This window comes from Rhodococcoides fascians A44A, assembly GCF_000760735.1.
GTDB classification, from domain to species: Bacteria; Actinomycetota; Actinomycetes; order Mycobacteriales; family Mycobacteriaceae; genus Rhodococcoides; species Rhodococcoides fascians_E.
On sequence record NZ_JMEX01000004.1, the window covers coordinates 385076 to 402272 of the forward strand.

Annotated in this window: 13 protein-coding genes; 1 reads left to right on the plus strand and 12 read right to left on the minus strand. The window is 66.0% G+C overall.

Annotation, left to right across the window (positions count from 1 at the left end; genetic code table 11):
* Nucleotides 1–3: 3 nt before the first annotated feature.
* Nucleotides 4–864, plus strand: coding sequence for an NAD-dependent protein deacetylase (locus tag BH95_RS02810; protein WP_019664719.1), 861 nt, complete (start codon nucleotides 4–6; stop codon nucleotides 862–864).
* Nucleotides 865–921: 57 nt separating this feature from the next.
* On the opposite strand, the gene proB is transcribed toward BH95_RS02810, so the two are convergent.
* From proB to BH95_RS02875, 12 genes are all read right to left on the minus strand, one after another.
* Complete coding sequence (gene proB, locus BH95_RS02815) at nucleotides 922–2058, minus strand: glutamate 5-kinase (protein ID WP_019664720.1); 1137 nt, start codon at nucleotides 2056–2058, stop codon at nucleotides 922–924.
* 6 nt (nucleotides 2059–2064) lie between these two features.
* Complete coding sequence (gene obgE, locus BH95_RS02820) at nucleotides 2065–3513, minus strand: GTPase ObgE (RefSeq protein WP_033190439.1); 1449 nt, start codon at nucleotides 3511–3513, stop codon at nucleotides 2065–2067.
* Nucleotides 3514–3677: 164 nt separating this feature from the next.
* On the minus strand, nucleotides 3678–3941 hold the full coding sequence (rpmA, locus tag BH95_RS02825; protein WP_019664722.1) for a 50S ribosomal protein L27: 264 nt from the start codon (nucleotides 3939–3941) through the stop codon (nucleotides 3678–3680).
* A 66-nt stretch (nucleotides 3942–4007) separates the two neighbouring features.
* Nucleotides 4008–4319, minus strand: coding sequence for a 50S ribosomal protein L21 (gene rplU / locus BH95_RS02830; RefSeq protein ID WP_019664723.1), 312 nt, complete (start codon nucleotides 4317–4319; stop codon nucleotides 4008–4010).
* 226 nt (nucleotides 4320–4545) lie between these two features.
* The gene (locus BH95_RS02835; RefSeq protein WP_037180903.1) at nucleotides 4546–8340 is read right to left on the minus strand and encodes a translation initiation factor IF-2 N-terminal domain-containing protein; all 3795 of its coding nucleotides are present in this window, start codon (nucleotides 8338–8340) and stop codon (nucleotides 4546–4548) included.
* 513 nt (nucleotides 8341–8853) lie between these two features.
* Entirely contained in the window at nucleotides 8854–9267 is a 414-nt protein-coding gene (ndk, locus tag BH95_RS02845; protein ID WP_026347734.1) for a nucleoside-diphosphate kinase, read from the minus strand.
* A gap of 80 nt (nucleotides 9268–9347) precedes the next feature.
* Nucleotides 9348–9743, minus strand: coding sequence for a DUF4233 domain-containing protein (locus tag BH95_RS02850; RefSeq protein ID WP_020111666.1), 396 nt, complete (start codon nucleotides 9741–9743; stop codon nucleotides 9348–9350).
* Nucleotides 9740–11170: a bifunctional tetrahydrofolate synthase/dihydrofolate synthase gene (folC, locus tag BH95_RS02855; protein WP_019664728.1), complete on the minus strand. Its 1431-nt coding sequence runs from the start codon at nucleotides 11168–11170 to the stop codon at nucleotides 9740–9742. The genes BH95_RS02850 and folC overlap by 4 nt, the downstream gene beginning before the upstream one ends.
* Nucleotides 11170–13872: a valine--tRNA ligase gene (locus BH95_RS02860; protein WP_371828301.1), complete on the minus strand. Its 2703-nt coding sequence runs from the start codon at nucleotides 13870–13872 to the stop codon at nucleotides 11170–11172. The genes folC and BH95_RS02860 overlap by 1 nt, the downstream gene beginning before the upstream one ends.
* Before the next feature lie 44 nt (nucleotides 13873–13916).
* Nucleotides 13917–15944: a S9 family peptidase gene (locus BH95_RS02865; RefSeq protein ID WP_052059945.1), complete on the minus strand. Its 2028-nt coding sequence runs from the start codon at nucleotides 15942–15944 to the stop codon at nucleotides 13917–13919.
* A gap of 35 nt (nucleotides 15945–15979) precedes the next feature.
* Nucleotides 15980–16687 (minus strand): SigB/SigF/SigG family RNA polymerase sigma factor, encoded by a 708-nt coding sequence (locus BH95_RS02870; RefSeq protein ID WP_230593920.1) that lies wholly within the window; start codon nucleotides 16685–16687, stop codon nucleotides 15980–15982.
* A gap of 74 nt (nucleotides 16688–16761) precedes the next feature.
* Nucleotides 16762–17184 (minus strand): ATP-binding protein, encoded by a 423-nt coding sequence (locus BH95_RS02875; RefSeq protein ID WP_019664732.1) that lies wholly within the window; start codon nucleotides 17182–17184, stop codon nucleotides 16762–16764.
* Between the last annotated feature and the right edge of the window lie 13 nt (nucleotides 17185–17197).

Here is a 17197-nt window from a genome sequence, read left to right on the forward strand (position 1 = left end):
AACGTGGCAACGACAGTCCGCGCAGCCCCCTCTGCCAGCCGGCTCGACGACATCGTCGAGCTGCTGACCGGCAAGCGGGTCGCCGTCGTGTCGGGCGCAGGTATGTCCACCGATTCCGGGATTCCCGATTACCGGGGCCCGGACTCTCCGCCGCGCAACCCGATGACCTTCCAGCAGTTCGTCGGCGACGACGAGTTTCGCCGTCACTACTGGGCACGCAACCACGTCGGCTGGCGACACATGGACGCTGCGCAACCCAACCGCGGCCACCGAGCTCTCGCGGCCCTGGAGCGTCGCGGAAACGTTTCCGGCGTCATCACCCAGAACGTGGACATGCTGCACACCAAGGCAGGCAGCCGACGGGTCATCGACCTACATGGTGTCTACGCCCGCGTGACGTGCCTCGACTGCGGACGGCTCGTGTCCAGGTACACACTGGCCCGTCGCCTCGAAACGCGAAACCCCGGCTTTCTCGCCAGCGTCGCGCCGGCCGACGGCGTGGAAATCGCCCCCGACGCCGATGCTGTCATCTCCAGCACCGCCCACTTCCGCATGGTGGACTGCGAGGCGTGCGGTGGTGTGCTGAAACCGGACATCGTGTACTTCGGGGAGAGTGTCCCCAAGCCTCGAGTCGCGGAAGCGTTCGACCTCGTCGACTCGGCGGACGCACTTCTCGTACTCGGGTCGTCTCTCACGGTGATGTCGGGCCTGCGGTTCGTCCGCCGCGCCGCGAAAGCAGGCATCCCCATCGTCGTGGTCAACCGTGGATCCACCCGCGGCGACGAATTCGCATCGATCGTCAGCGCTGCCGGGTGCTCGGAAACTCTCACCGGACTGCTCGACGCGCTGCCGCCAGTGCACTGACCACAACCACAACCGGCCCCTGGCGCTCCTCACCGCTCGAATGAATCCCCGAGTCCGCTACAGCTCCACGGACACCAGGTCGTCGGCGTGAACCACTGGCCGCTGGAGTTCGGGAGCCAGGTCGGAGCTCGACTTCCCGAGCATGCCGGACAACTCTGACGCGTCGTACGCCACTACTCCCCTGGCGACGACGGCTCCAGCGGGATTGCGCAGTGCAACGACGTCGCCTCCGTGGAAGTTGCCGGTGATACCGACGATGCCGGCGGACAGCAGCGAGCGCCTGAGTTCGACGACGGCACGCACGGCGCCCGCGTCGAGGTGCAGGTCGCCGTCGACATCCGCGGCGTGCCGGACCCAGAACTTCCGTGACGACAGTCGGATCGGCCGGGCAGCGAAGGCCGTTCCGACTCCCGCATCGGTGAGTGCGTCGTTCGCGTCGGACGCAGCGGCAAGCAGGACCGGCACACCAGCATCGGCTGCGAGTCGCGCAGCGGACAATTTGGAGGCCATTCCGCCCGTGCCGAGTGCTCCTCCGGATCCTGCAACCACTCCGTCCAGGTCTTCCGGGCTGTCGACCTCGGGGATGAGCGTCGCGTCGCCCTTGCGCGGGTCGCCGTCGTACAGACCGTCGACGTCGGACAGCAGAACCAGTGCGTCTGCTCCCGACAGGTGCGCGACGAGGGCTGCCAGCCGATCGTTGTCACCGAATCGGATCTCGGCGGTGGCGACCGTGTCGTTCTCGTTCACCACGGCGACCGCTCCGAGCGAGCGCAACCGGTCCAACGTACGTTGCGCGTTTCGGTGATTGGTGCGTCTGGCGATGTCCTCGGCCGTCAGCAGTACCTGCCCGACGGTACGACCGAAACGTCCGAACGACGTGCCCCACGCATGCGCCAACGCGAGCTGGCCGACACTGGCCGCAGCCTGTTTGGTCGCGAGGTCTCGTGGCCGCTTGGTCAATCCGAGCGGCGCAATTCCGGCGCCGATGGCACCGGACGACACGACGATCACGTCGGTCCCGGCACGCATACGAGTCTCGACGGCTTCCGCCAACGCATCGAGACGCGTGACGTCGAGGCCGCCGACCAGGGACGTCAGCGCCGAGGATCCGATCTTGACGACGATGCGCTTGGCGCCCGCGATGGTGCTTCTCGTCGCCGATACCCTTGACGCAGAATCGGATTCAGCGCTCACGTTCCCTCACTCTTCGGGGTCGAGCCCACGCCGGACTCGACGAGCGTGCTTACGTTCGTCCGCGCTGATGCGCTCGACCTGATCGAGCCGTGCGTCGGTGCCACGTCCGGTGCGGACGATGTCGACGCCGGCGGAAGTCTGCGGTTCCCAGTCGAACGTGACGTCACCGATGGTGACCGATGCGCCCGGCTCCGCTCCGAGTTTGATCAACGCGTCCTCGACGCCGAGACGTGCCAACCTGTCGGCGAGGTAGCCCACGGCCTCGTCGTTGCTGAACTGTGTCTGCGCGACCCACCGTTCGGGTCGTGTACCGAGCACCAGGAAACCGCCGGGCACGTCGGGATCCTTGACGACCTCGAAGCCGTCCTCGTTGCGTGCCACCGGACGGATCACTGCACGACGAGGCTCTGCAGGCGGGTGCGCCACCCGGTACTCCTCGACCATCTTCGCCAGAGCGAAGATCAAGGGCTTCAATCCTTCTCGGCTCACAGCCGAGATCGTGAACACCGGCCAACCGCGCGCCTCGAACTCGGGGGTCACCATCTCGGCGAGCTCGGCAGCCTCCGGGATGTCGGCCTTGTTGAGCACGACGATGCGGGGACGGTCGGCCAGGTCACCCAGGCTCGCATCACCGAGCAGCGCAGGCTTGTAGGCAGCGAGTTCGGCTTCCAGCGCGTCGACGTCCGAGACCGGATCGCGACCGGGATCCAGTGTCGCGCAGTCGACCACGTGAGCGAGCACCGCTGTCCGCTCCAGGTGCCGGAGGAAGTCGAGACCGAGCCCCTTGCCCTGGCTGGCTCCGGGAATCAGACCAGGAACGTCGGCGACGGTGTAGGTCGTGTCACCGCTGGACACGACACCCAGGTTCGGCACGAGTGTCGTGAACGGGTAGTCCGCGATCTTCGGCTTGGCGGCCGACAGCACCGACACGAGAGATGATTTACCGGCGGACGGAAAGCCGACGAGTCCGATGTCCGCGACGGATTTGAGCTCGAGCACCAGGTCGCGCTCGACGCCTTCCTCACCGAGGAGGGCGAAGCCGGGAGCCTTACGGGCTTTGGACGACAGCGCTGCGTTGCCGAGTCCGCCCCGGCCGCCGGGCGCAGCGTCGAATCGAGTGCCCTCACCGATCATGTCCGCGAGAATGCGGCCGTCCTTGTCCAGGACGACGGTACCGTCGGGCACCTTCAGAATCAGATCCTCGCCGTTGGCGCCCTCTCGGTTGCCACCCATGCCCTGGGTTCCGTTGCTGGCCTTGGCGTGCGAGTGGAAGTGGAAGTCGAGCAGCGTGTGCACACTGCTGTCCACGACGAAGATAACTCCGCCGCCGCGTCCACCGTTGCCGCCGTCGGGTCCGCCGAGCGGTTTGAACTTCTCGCGATGAACCGAAGCGCAGCCGTTGCCGCCTTTACCGGCGCTGACGTGCAGCACCACGCGGTCTATGAATCGTGACATGGCTGCCTTCGATCCTTCCTCGGTCAGGTGACCGAATGTCTGTGCCCCACGAACGCGATAAGGGCGGACCGGGTGTCTTAGACCCTGGTCCGCCCTCGTCGTAGATCGTGGAGTGCGCCGTGCGGATCGCGTGCGATCCCCGGGCGCGGATGGTGCAGCGGAGACTAGGCCTCGACTGCGACCGGAACGATGTTCACGGTCTTGCGTCCACGCTTGGCGCCGAACTCGACGGCACCTGCGGACAGTGCGAACAGTGTGTCGTCGCCACCACGGCCGACTCCGACACCGGGGTGGAAGTGCGTGCCGCGCTGACGAACCAGGATCTCGCCTGCGCTGACCGTCTGGCCACCGAAACGCTTGACGCCGAGGCGCTGTGCATTCGAGTCGCGACCGTTACGGGAGCTGGATGCACCCTTCTTATGTGCCATGTTGCGTACCCTCCTCGGGTAAGAAGATCGCCGGTGCCCTGTGAGAAACCGGCTGAGAAGAACTGGTTACTTGATACCGGTGACCTTGAGGACGGTCAGCTTCTGCCTGTGTCCCTGACGCTTGTGGTATCCGGTCTTGTTCTTGAACTTGTGGATGCGGATCTTCGGGCCCTTGGTGTGCTCGACGATCTCGCCGGCGACGGAGATCTTCGCCAGCTTCTCTGCATCTGTGGTCAGGTCGGAACCGTCAACGACGAGGACCGGAGCAAGCGAGACAGCAGTGCCGGGCGCTCCCTCGATCTTCTCGACCTTGACGAGGTCACCAACAGCGACCTTGTACTGCTTTCCGCCGGTCTTGACGATCGCGTACGTTGCCATCGGAGGGCTACCCCTTGCTTCTTCGAACTTGCTCGCGCTGCCCACGGCAACACGACTGGTCTGATCTTGCTTTGTTCTTGCTTTCAAACATCCCGGCATCTATCCCGATCAACGCTCCTGCCTTCCGCGAACGGAGCCAGGGCACAGCAGAACGGTGTCGCCGGGAGCGACTTATCAAGGTTACGGCAGACGGGCGGCCATGGTCAAACCGCCCGTCCCCTGTTCCCTATGCGTCTACGGGAGGACCCGCCGGTCGTGCTGCACTGCGGCGGCGCCGCGGCCGAGCCACCGGCAGTTCTTCCGGCACGTCCCCTGCATCCACCTGGGCGAATGCAGGCGTCGTCACCGGTTCCGGCGCAGGCTCGTCCGCAGCGTCCGTGCCGTCCGACGTTGCCGAGATCACGAAGACTGCTCCCGCGTCCGGTCCGGTCTCGGTCGGTGCTGCAGCCTTGCGAGCCACTCGCCGTCCGCGCTTGGCCTTGACCGGAGCCTCGGACGCTGCGGGTTCGTCCGCTGCACCCGACTCGGCGACAGCAGGTTCGGGCGCAGCCTCTTCGGCAGCGGGACGATCCGTTGCCGCTTCCGATGACGGAGTCTCGGCATCCACGTGCGTGGTCGACTCTGCTGCTTCGGCTGCGCCTGTGTCTTCGACTACTGCCGATGCAGTGGGACGCGACGCCTTTCGGCGTGCACCGCGTCCACCTCGACGGGACGAGCCGGTGGGTGCCGCTTCCGTGCCGTTCGACTGGGACTCCTGCAGAGCCCCTGCGTCCGACACCGATGCGTCCGACACCGCCACGTCCGACACCGCTACGTCCGACACCGCTACGTCCGATACCGATGCGTCGTCGTTGCCCTGTACGGCGGCGACGTCCGAGGCGTCGATGACCTTGTTCTCCGTCGACGCCGATGCGTCGTGTTCCACCACGTCGGCGGGTGTGACGTCGGCGACGACTTCGTCGTGGTGCGCTGCCATTGCCAGGGCGACCGGATGGGCTCGCTTGACGGCAGGCTCAGCCGTGGGTTCGGAGTGATCGGAGCCGTGGGAGTGGCCATTCCCCGTGCCGTTGCCGTTGGAACCGGCGTTGCCGTTGGAACCGGAGTTGTCGGACTTGTCGCGTCCACGACGCTTGCGCTGCGAACCGGAGTCCCCTCGTGAGGAGCCCGAGCGTGCACCGTCGTCGGGCTTGGCCTCCACCGGGAACGGATGCACGATGATTCCGCGACCCTGGCAGTGCTCACAGGTCGTCGAGAAAGCCTCGACCAGACCGGTTCCGAGCTTCTTGCGTGTCATCTGGACGAGACCCAGCGACGTCACCTCGGACACCTGATGGCGTGTTCGGTCGCGACCGAGAGCTTCGGTCAGTCGACGCAGAACGAGGTCACGGTTCTGTTCGAGCACCATGTCGATGAAGTCGACGACGATCATGCCGCCGATGTCACGGAGGCGCATCTGCCGGACGACTTCCTCGGCTGCTTCGAGGTTGTTGCGGGTGACCGTCTCTTCGAGGTTTCCGCCCGCGCCGGTGAACTTGCCGGTGTTGACGTCCACCACGGTCATCGCTTCGGTGCGGTCGATCACCAGGGTGCCGCCGGACGGGAGCCACACCTTGCGATCGAGTGCCTTCGCGAGCTGCTCGTCGATTCGGTGGGCCTCGAACACGTCGGGCTGACCTGGTTCGGCGACGTGGCGCTCGAGCTTGGGCAGCATGTCGGCGGCGACGGTTTCGATGTAGGTCGACGTTGTCGACCATGCCTTGTCACCTTCGATGACGAGCTTGACGAAGTCCTCGTTGAACAAGTCGCGGATGACCTTCACCAGCAGATCGGGCTCTTCGTAGAGCGTCTGCGGCTGGCTGCCCTTGCCGGACTCGGCCTTCGCCGATGCTTCCTCGATGGATGCCCACTGCGCCTGCAGCCGCGACACGTCGCGGGCCAACTCTTCCTCGCTGACACCCTCCGCAGCCGTGCGGATGATGACGCCTGCCTCGGACGGGACGATGTCGCGGAGAATTTCCTTCAGACGCTTGCGTTCGGTGTCCGGAAGCTTGCGGCTGATGCCGGTCGAGCTGCCGCCGGGCACGTACACGAGGTAGCGACCGGCCAGCGACAGCTGCGTCGTGAGCCGGGCACCCTTGTGCCCCACCGGGTCCTTGCTGACCTGCACCAGGACTTGATCGCCCGGCTTGAGTGCCTGCTCGATCTTGCGGGAGTTGCCTCCCAGACCGGCGGCGTCCCAGTTGACCTCGCCTGCGTAGAGCACACCGTTGCGGCCACGGCCGATGTCGATGAACGCGGCTTCCATGCTCGGCAGCACGTTCTGGACGCGTCCGAGGTACACGTTGCCGACCATCGACGCCGACGCACTGCTGGTGACGAAGTGCTCCACCAGCACGCCGTCCTCGAGAACGGCCACCTGTGTGGTGTCGCCGTGATCCGGGAAGGACTTCTCGCGAACCACCATCACGCGGTCCACGGATTCGCGACGAGCCAGGAATTCGGATTCGGTCAGGATCGGCGGACGGCGACGGCCGGCGTCGCGTCCGTCGCGTCGACGCTGGCGCTTCGCTTCGAGCCGCGTCGATCCGGTGATGCCCTGAACTTCGTCCTTGTTGCGGGACTTGGTGCGCGGCTCACGCTCGTGAACGACGGTGTTGGGCGGGTCGTCCTCGGACGATGCAGTGTCCGACGACGCGTCACCGGAACTGCGGCGACGACGGCGACGACGCCTGCGGCGGCTCGAACCGTCGGCTGCATCCTGCTCGTCGTCCGAATCGTCGGAGTCGGACTCGGCCGACGCGTCGCCGTTGTCCTGCACATCGTCGTCACCCGACTCGGCCGATGCGTCGTCGGCGGACTTGGCGCCGCCACGTGACCTGCTACGCCGACGCGAGCGCCGTTCACCGGTCGGCTTCGAGTCCTCGGCGGTGTCATCCTCGGTGGATTCGTCCTCCGAGTCACTGCTGTCGGTGTCACTGTCCGACCCCGAGGGCTCGGACGGAGCCGCGACGTCATCGGCATCCGAGTCGGCGCCCTGATCGCCGGCACCCTGGTCATCGGCGTCGTTCGAGCTGGAGTCGTCCGGGCTGCTGTCGCCGGCCTGGTCACCACGTCCACGGCCGCGACCTCGGCGTCCACGACGGCGGCGACGCGGCTGAGAGTTGTCGTCGTCGGCATCCCCGTCGTCGGAACCGTCCTCCGACGAGGTGTCCACGGAGGAGGTCGCGTCGGACGGCGTTTCGTCGATGCCTGCGTCTGCGGAAGCGGGCTTGCTGTCCGGCGAGTCGGTTGCCTGGGGGCGGGTGCCCTCGGACTCCTCGGTCGAGGCGTCTGCAGTCGCGGTCACTGCCTGCGTGTCCGCTGCGTTCGGGTTCGCGTCTGCTGCCGACGAGTCCGCCGCGGGGCCAGCTGCCTTCTTGCTCCGACGCCGCGCACGAGGAGGTTCGGCTACGGCCTCGGGCTGGAGGAAGAGAGGTCCGGAGAAAGTCGGACGTGCCACCGGAGCCGCAGTGTCGGTTGCAGCAGCGTCGGCCGCAGCGCTCTCGGCGGGCACGTCGGTCGAGAACAAGGTCTGCGCGGGCTGAGGCTCAGCGACGTCCGGCTCAGCGACGTCCGGCTCAGCGACGTCCGGCTCTGCGACGTCCGGCTCTGCGACGTCCGGCTCGGCGACCTGCGCCTCTACCGCCTCGGGTGCTACAGCAGCCGGTTCCACAGCAGCGGGTTCCACAGCAGCGGGTTCCACAGCAGCGGGTTCCACAGCAGCGGGCGTCACCGCTTCCGGCTCTGCGAACGAGGCGTGGACCGTCTGGGCGACGTCGCGGCCGAGGCTGGACTGTGCGCTGCGGGCCTCGATACCGAGTTCGCCGAGCTTGGCCAGCACTTGCTTGCTGGTCACCCCGATGATCTTCGCCAGCGCGTGCACGCGCAGGCGGTCCGGGAACGTCGGGGCTACCTCGGCGCCACCTTCTGCACTTCCCGTGTTCGAATTCTGTACATCTTCCGGCGGGGCTTGATCGGCCACGTATGTCTCCTCGGGCCCCCGGGCGCGTCCACCTTCGACTGCTGGGTGTGACGCGGCCACGCGAGGGCAATCCTTGTGTCCTGACGAAAGGTTTGACGTCAGTGTTGTCTTGTCACGCTCTTGGTCTCGCTCCGTGTCCGAGGCACCGCCACGGTCTGTGGTCGGTGCACCGAGCACGGTGCCTGGCTGGATGGCTGTGGTGTCCTCCGGTACGAGCGCCTGATCATCAAGCTTGCCTGTGACGGCGGAGGCTTCCGCTCGCCGTCGGCAGCGATGACGGGCATCGCACGCGAAGGTGTCATCCGGTTGCTGACACGAGAACACCGATGTGTCGGCGTTCGATCGTCCTGCTGGTACTGAAAATTTCTCGAATGCTGGTGGTCGGTGAAACTGAAACTGTGTAAGCAACCTTCGCCAGTATCCCACACCGAGGGTCGCCTGCCCGCCACACCGCCGAGAATGCGTCCTCAGCGGCGTGGCGAAGGGCCGGTTCGTGCTGCGGTATCGAGCGGGTCAGGACAGTCCGGGGAACCACAGTGCGATCTCGCGCTCGGCGGATTCCACCGAGTCGGAGCCGTGCACGAGGTTCTGCTGCCCGTCGAGGGCGAGGTCCGCGCGGATGGTACCGGGGACGGCCTTGGCGACCGGGTCGGTTCCTCCGGCGATCTGACGGAACGCCGCGATCGCGCGTGGCCCTTCGAGGACAGCGGCGACGACGGGTCCCGAGGTGATGAACTCGAGCAGGTCGGGGAAGAACGGCTTGCCTTCGTGCTCGGCATAGTGGGCACTGGCCAGCGCGGTCGGAACGGTCTTGAGCTCGAGGGCTGCGATGCTCAATCCCTTCTTCTCGATGCGGCCGAGTATCTCTCCCACGTATCGGCGGGCTACTCCGTCGGGCTTGATCAGTACAAGGGTGCGCTCAGTCACGATCACAGACAGTAGTGGACAGTGCTCGCGCACTCATCCCTGGCGTCGACCTTCGGCGTCGACTTCCCCCGCGTGAGACGTCAGTCCCGCTGGCCGTACAGCATTCCGCGTTCGATTCGGCGCGTGATGTCTCGGCGGAGATACAGCAGGTAGGCCCACACTGCCGCGAAGATCAGCCCGACGATTCCGATCGACAGGTGGATGAACACTCCGAGGATCACGAGAACCTGGAGAACGAGGTTGATCTGCATCCCCTGCGGGCGGCGCTGCATTCCGCTCGCGAGGATCATCAGGACGGCGAGTCCGACGATGTAGAGCGTCGAGAACCACGTGAGCCCGCCTCCGACCGTCGCGACCACCGGCAGTGCCAGCAGGATCACGATCATTTCGAGGATCAGGGTTCCCGCGCAGACTCCCCGGAAGCCCTTCCACGGATCGTTGGTGGGCGGTTTGAACCCACCGGTCGCCTCGGTCATACCGGTTCCTTTCCGAACAGGGTTCTGGCGGCACCTGCGGTCACGACCGAACCGGTGACGACGACGCCCGCTCCGGACACTGCTTCACCAGGGTCAGCGACCTCTTCGGCCAGGCCGATGGCGGTTTCCAACGCGTCGGCCAGGGTCGGCGACACCACCACACGTTCGTCACCGAATTTGGCGACGGCGATGTTGGCGAGTTCTTCCACGTCCATTGCGCGCGGAGAACCGTTGTGGGTGACGACGATCTCGTCGAACACGGGCTCGAGCGCGGTCAACATCGCGTCGACATCCTTGTCGCCCATGACGCTGACGACACCCACCAATTTGCGGAAGTCGAACTCGTCGGCCAGCGTGGCCGCGAGTGCGCGCACACCGTGCGGATTGTGCGCGGCGTCGAGGAAGACCGTCGGTGCATTGCGCACCCGCTCGAGTCGTCCTGGGTTCACGATGGAGCCGAAGGCCGCGCGGACGATCTCGACGTCGAGTTGCCTGTCCGCTCCCGCACCGAAGAAGGCTTCCACCGCGGCCAGGGCGAGAGATGCGTTGTGCGCTTGATGTTCGCCGTGCAGGGGAAGAAAGATGTCGGTGTAGACGCCGCCGAGGCCTTGCAGTTCGAGTTGCTGACCGCCGACGGCGATCCGGCGGGCAAGTACACGGAACTCAGACCCTTGACGGGCGACGGCTGCGTCCGCCTCGACCGCGGCGCGGAGGACGACGTCGAGAGCCTCCGGCTTCTGCTCCGCGATGACGGCGACCGTGTCTCTCGGCACGAGCCGTTCCGGCGCCTTCTTGATGATGCCCGCCTTCTCCCCCGCAATTCCTGCGAGGTCGGAGCCGAGAAACTCCGTGTGGTCGAGGTCGATCGGCGTGATGACCGCGACTTCACCGTCGACGACGTTGGTCGCATCCCACCGGCCGCCCAATCCGACTTCCACGACGGCGACTTCGACGGGTGCCTCCGCGAACGCGGCGAATGCCATCGCGGTGGTCACCTCGAACTTGCTCATTCTCGGACCACCGGCAGCCTGCGACTGCGCGTCGATCATCTCCACGAAAGGTGCGATCTCGTTGTAGGTGTCGACGTAGAGTCGCGGCGAGATCGGTGCGCCGTCGATACTGATACGTTCCGTGGCCACCTGTAGGTGAGGGCTCGTCGTCCGACCGGTGCGCCGATGGAAATGCGTCAGCAACGCGTCGATCATCCGGGTGACCGATGTCTTCCCGTTCGTCCCCGCGACGTGGATGGACGGATACGCCTTCTGCGGCGAGCCCAGAAGGTCCATCAGCGCCGCGATCCTTGCGGTGCTCGGCTCGATCTTCGTCTCGGGCCAGCGCTTGTCGAGCTCGGCCTCGACGAGAGCCAACTCGGCGAGATCGACTGGCCCTGGGTCGCCCTGGCTCGCGGGCTGATCGAATTCGGTCACTACTCACCCGTCGTTTCGAGTCGCGCCGAGATGCGCGCGATCTCCTCGGTGGCGATCTGCTGTCGGGTGCGGATCTTGTCGACGACGGCATCCGGCGCCTTGGCGAGGAACGCCTCGTTGCCGAGTTTCGCGGTGGTCTGGGCGAGTTCCTTCTCCGCGGCCGCGAGATCCTTGACCAATCGCGCTCGTTCGGCGACCAGATCGACCGTTCCCGACGTGTCGAGCTCCACGGTGACCGTCGCCTGCGACAGCCGGACCTCGACGGAGGCGGTGGCGCTGAAGCTGTCGTCCGGTTCGGTCAGTTTGGCCAACGAACGGGTCGCGGCCACTTGGTCGGTGATGTCGGCGTCCTCGACGCCGACAATCCTCGCCGCGACCTTCTGCGACGGCTTCAGTCCCTGATCGCTCCGGAACCGGCGAACCTCGGTGATCAGCTTCTGCATGTCCGAGACACGCCGTGCGGCAACCGGATCGGCGTCCACTCCGCTGTCGGTCGGCCAGGACGCGATCACGACGGACTCGCCGCCGGTGAGCACCTTCCACAGCGTCTCCGTCACGAAGGGCACGACCGGATGGAGCAGGCGAAGAACGGCGTCGAGCACGTTGCCGAGCACGCCTCGCGTCGACTCCGCATGCGCGGTGTCCGCGAACTGAACCTTCGCGATCTCGAGGTACCAGTCGCAGACCTCGTCCCACGCGAAGTGGTACAGCGCCTCGCATGCCTTGCTGAACTCGTACCGCTCGAACGCGGCGTCGACCTCGCCGCGGACCTGCTCGAGCCGATCGAGAATCCACCGGTCGGCGTCGGTGAGGTCGGTGCGAGCCGGCAGCTCGTCGGGCGCAGCGCCGTTCATCAGTGCGAATTTCGTCGCGTTGAAGAGCTTGTTGGCGAAGTTGCGCGAGGACTGCGCGTGGTCCTCGCCCACCGACAGGTCGGCCCCGGGATTGGCGCCTCGTGCAAGCGTGAAGCGCAGTGCATCCGCACCGAAGCGGTCGACCCAGTCCAGCGGGTCGATTCCGTTGCCGCGGGATTTGGACATCTTCTTGCCGAACTGGTCCCGGACGAGACCGTGCAGGAAGACGTCCTTGAACGGAACGTTGCCCGGCTCTGCGCCTGCATTCACCGACGCATCGCCGGAGACGTAGGTGCCGAACATCATCATGCGAGCGACCCAGAAGAACAGAATGTCGTAGCCGGTGACCAGCACGCTCGTCGGATAGAACTTGGCCAGGTCGGCGGTCTCGTCCGGCCATCCCATCGTCGAGAACGGCCAGAGGCCGGACGAGAACCAGGTGTCGAGAACATCCGGGTCCTGCACCCAGCCTTCGGGGGCGGTCTCGCCCGGGCCCAGGCACACGGTCTCGCCGTCGGGGCCGTACCAGATCGGGATGCGATGACCCCACCAGAGCTGACGGGAGATGCACCAGTCGTGCATGTTGTCGACCCAGGCGAACCAACGCGGTTCCTGGCTTGCGGGATGAATGACGGTGTCGCCGTTGCGGACTGCGTCGCCTGCCGCTTTCGCCAGGCCGTCGACCTTGACCCACCACTGCAGGGAGAGGCGTGGTTCGATGGATTCACCACTGCGCTCGGAGTGTCCGACGCTGTGGAGGTAGGGCCGCTTCTCGGCGACGACACGTCCCTGCTCGGCCAATGCCTCGCGCACCTTCACCCGGGCTTCGAACCGGTCGAGACCGTCGAATTGCGTACCGGTGTCGGCGATTCGGCCGGTCTTGTCCATGATGGTCGGCATCGGCAGGTTATGCCTCAGCCCCATCTCGAAGTCGTTGGGATCGTGCGCGGGCGTGATCTTGACCGCGCCGGTACCGAATTCGGGATCGACGTAGTCGTCGGCGATGATCGGGATGTCGCGGCCGGTGAACGGGTGCGGCAGCGTCGTGCCGACGAGGTGCTTGTACCGCTCGTCCTCGGGGTGGACGGCCACCGCGGTGTCACCGAGCATCGTTTCGACACGCGTGGTCGCGACGATCACGTGTGGTTCGTCGTCGTTCAGCGACCCGTATCGCAGCGACACGAGTTCGCCCTCGACGTCCTCGAACTTGACCTCGATGTCGGAGATCGCCGTCTGCAGCACCGGTGACCAGTTGACGAGACGTTCGGCGCGGTAGATCAGACCGTCGTCGTACATGCGCTTGAAGATGGTCTGCACGGCCTCGGACAGGCCGTCGTCCATCGTGAATCGTTCGCGGTTCCAGTCGACACCGTCGCCGATGCGCCGCATCTGGCCGAGGATGGTGCCGCCCGATTCGCGCTTCCAGTCCCAGACCTTGTCGACGAACAGTTCGCGACCGAACTCTTCCTTGGTCTTGCCGTCGGCCGCAAGTTGCTTCTCGACGATGGTCTGCGTGGCGATACCGGCGTGGTCCATGCCCGGCAGCCACAGCACCTCGTAGCCGAGCATCCGCTTGCGACGACTGAGTGCGTCCATCAACGTGTGATCGAGCGCGTGGCCCATGTGCAGGCTGCCCGTCACGTTCGGTGGCGGCAGAACGATCGAGTAGGCAGGCTTGTCGGTGCTCGGGTCGGCCTCGAAGTATCCGGCGTCGACCCACCCCTGATACAGCTCGGCCTCGACCTCACCCGGGTTCCAACTCTTGGGCAACGCCTCGCTCGGGTTGCTCCGCGGGCTGTCGTCTTGCCCCGCTGCGTTGTCCGGGGTCTCAGGCACTGAACTGGTCACCCGACGATTCTAGTGGTCGCGCCGGGGCGCTCCCACGCGCCCTTTCACCCCAACGTCTCGGGAAGCTCGATTCGCTCACCCAGCACGTGGTCCGCCAGGAACGCCGTGACCACCTCGTACCAGATCTTGGCGTGCTGGGGCGTGAGAACCCAGTGGTTCTCGGACGGGAAATACAGTAGGCGGTGATCGGTCCTGCCTTCGTCGTCGGCGGGCAGTCCGGACTCACTGAGCAGTTCGTACCACAGGCGTAGCCCTTCACCGACCGGCACTCGATAGTCCTTGTCCCCGTGGATCACGAGCATCGGTGTGGAGATGTCCGCGACGAACAGGTGCGGCGAGTTCTCGACGGCCATCTCCGGGGACATCTCGCGCTGCCAGTAGTACGCGACGTCGGTGGTGGGACCGAACTGGTCGAGCGCCCACAGACTCGCGTGGGTGACGATGGCGTCGAACCTGTCGGTGTGGCCGGCGATCCAGTTGGCCATGTATCCGCCGAAGGAACCGCCCATCGCCGCGGTTCTGGACTCGTCGATGTCGGGGCGCGAGGTGGCCGCGTCCGTGATGGCCATGAGGTCCGTGAACGGCTCCTTGCCCCATCGTCCCCAGCCTCGCTGCACGAACGCCTGCCCGTAGCCCGTCGACAGAGCCGGATCCGGAAGCAGGACCGCGTATCCCCGAGCGACGAGGAGCCACGGATTCCACCGCCACGACCATGTGTTCCACGATCCGAGGGGCCCGCCGTGCACCCAGAGCAGGAGTGGGGCTTTCTCGGCGTCGGACGCGCCGTGCGGCAGAGCCACGTAGCCACGGAGCCGGTGGCCGTCGTCCGCGGTGGTCTCGATCTCGGCCAGAGTTCCGGGCAGGTCCGGGGCGTCCAGTCCCGAGCGCAGCCGGGTGATCTCGCCCGTCGCGACGTCGATGCGCACGGGATGCGCTGGTTCGAGATACGACGCCTCCAACGCGAACACGACACCGTCCGCGGCGGCATGGACATGCGTGTAGGCGGAATCGGTGTCGGTCACCCGGCGCGCCGCGCCACCCGACACCAGGAAGATCGGCGCTCGTCCGTTCTCGTCGGCGACCACGAGAACGCCGCTACCGTCGGCGAGCCACACCGGTTCGGACGGCCACAGATCCCACCCGGGTGCGGATTCGGTCACGGTTCCGTCGGCGAAGGCGTACTCGTGCAACGACACTCGCGGTGCATCCTCGGGGGTCGACAGAGATTCGCGCACGAACGCGACCCTCGTACCGTCCGGGGAGATCGCAGGCGACGAGAGGTCGGCATCGCTGTCGTCGACGATGATTCGCTGCTCCCCCGTGTCGAGGTCGATGCGAATCAGGACGGTGCGCGACGTCGCGAGGGCGCCGGCGATCGTCCACGTCGACACCAGAAACCTTCCGTCGTCACTGATGTCGTACGACGCTTCCTGCAACGCGCCGGCCGCCGCGTCGGTGAGTCGACGCACGGGCGAGCCGTCCTCGGAGGCGAACAGGTGCGGCGTTGCCGGGCCGAGGTCGTGGTCCCAGTACCGCACCGGATAACCGGTGTGCAGGACAGCGTCGATCTTGCCGTCCTTGCGCAACAACCGGATTCGATCGTCGTCCGCGTCGGTTCGAGCCGACGGGTGCACGGCGGAGACCGCCACGAACGTCGGTGCGGCCGTTGCCGTGACGACGCCGGAGAAGCCGGCGCCGCGTGAGGCGACGACGTACGCTTCACCTCCGCCGGAAGGCAGCGACCATATCGCCGACGATTCGTCGTCCTTCGACGCCCGACGAGTGAACAGGAGATCACCCGAGGCGGTGAATGTCGGGCCGCTCGAGCCGTCGTCGTTCCAGGTGAGGCGCCGCGCGTCGGACTCACCGGTCGCGTCGACCTCCCAGAGGGCACCGACGTACTTCGACCCGGCGGAATCGGGCCGCGAGATCGTGACCACGACGCGACGACCGTCGCGTGCGACGGCGAGATCGGTGACCCGCGGTTCGGCGACGTACCGATCCAGGTCGTCGAAGATTCCGGTCGGTCGCTGTGGCACGGGCGCGCTCCTCGGTGATCGAAGTCCAGGCATGCCCGGCCGATGTTACGGACCGGACACGCGTGGGATCACCTCGGTCCGAGCTCTTCCCTCAACTGCGTGAGAGTCCGGGCCAGGATACGAGAGACGTGCATTTGCGAGATGCCCATCCGCTCGGCGATCTGTGTCTGCGTCATGGACCCGAAGAACCGGAGGATCACGATCTGCCGCTCACGCTCCGGCAGTTTCTCGAGCGCGGGCCGGACGGTCAGGTAACTTTCCATCTTCTCGAGCTCGGGATCGTTGGAGCCCAACGTGTCCATCAGCGGCAGGCGGTCGTCGCTGACGACGGAGTCGACGGAGACGGTCTGGTAGGCACTGCGCGCAAGCAGGGCCTGCGTTGCTTCCTTGACGTCGATGTCCAGTTCCGCGGCGATTTCACTCGCGGTCGGGGCTCGTCCCAACTTCTGCGACAGCGTGCCGACAGCGCCGGAGATCATCGAGTTGAGTTCTTTCATGCGCCGTGGCACACGAACCGACCATCCCGCGTCGCGGAAATAGCGTCGAGCCTCACCCATGATCGTGGGGACGGCGAAGGAGACGAAGTCGGATCCGCGCTCGATGTCGAATCTGTCGACGGCGTTGACCAGACCCAGCCGGGCGACCTGGAGCAGATCCTCGTGCGCTTCGCCTCGACCACCGAAGCGCCTCGCAATGTGCTCGGCGAGCGGTAGGCAGCGAGTGATGATGCGGTCGCGGAGCACTTGCTTCTGAGGAGAATCCTCCATCGCCTGCATCTGCTGGATGAGAGGAACGACTTCGCTGTAGTCGTCCGACTGACGCCGCGTAGATTTTTCGTACGGCACGGGCACTAGGAGCTGCTCCTCCGCTTGACCACGTCGACTACGACCGACGAGCCGCCCTCGACCGAGGACGCGGCAAGCGAGATCGAGTCGGTGAGGGTCTGAAGCACGTGCCAGCCGAAGCTGTCTCCTCGCGGAATGCGGTCGGAGTCCACCACCGACGTCGTGGAGATTCGAATGCCACCGTCGCTGACGAGAAACGAACACGACAATTCCGCACCCGGCAGCGCGCCGGAGATCAACTCCGAACACACCTCGTCGACGACGAGCTTGATGTCGGCGATGTCGTCGAGGGTGAAGTCCCCCAGTACCGCAAGTGTTTCGGCCACCGCGCGCACCACTGGAAGCTGATCGGCGTCCGCGACCACCCTCAGCTCGACCGGTGCGCCGGAATTTCGTTCCAGCTCTTCGATCTTGCCGACGCCAGTCATTCGCGCTCCCTAT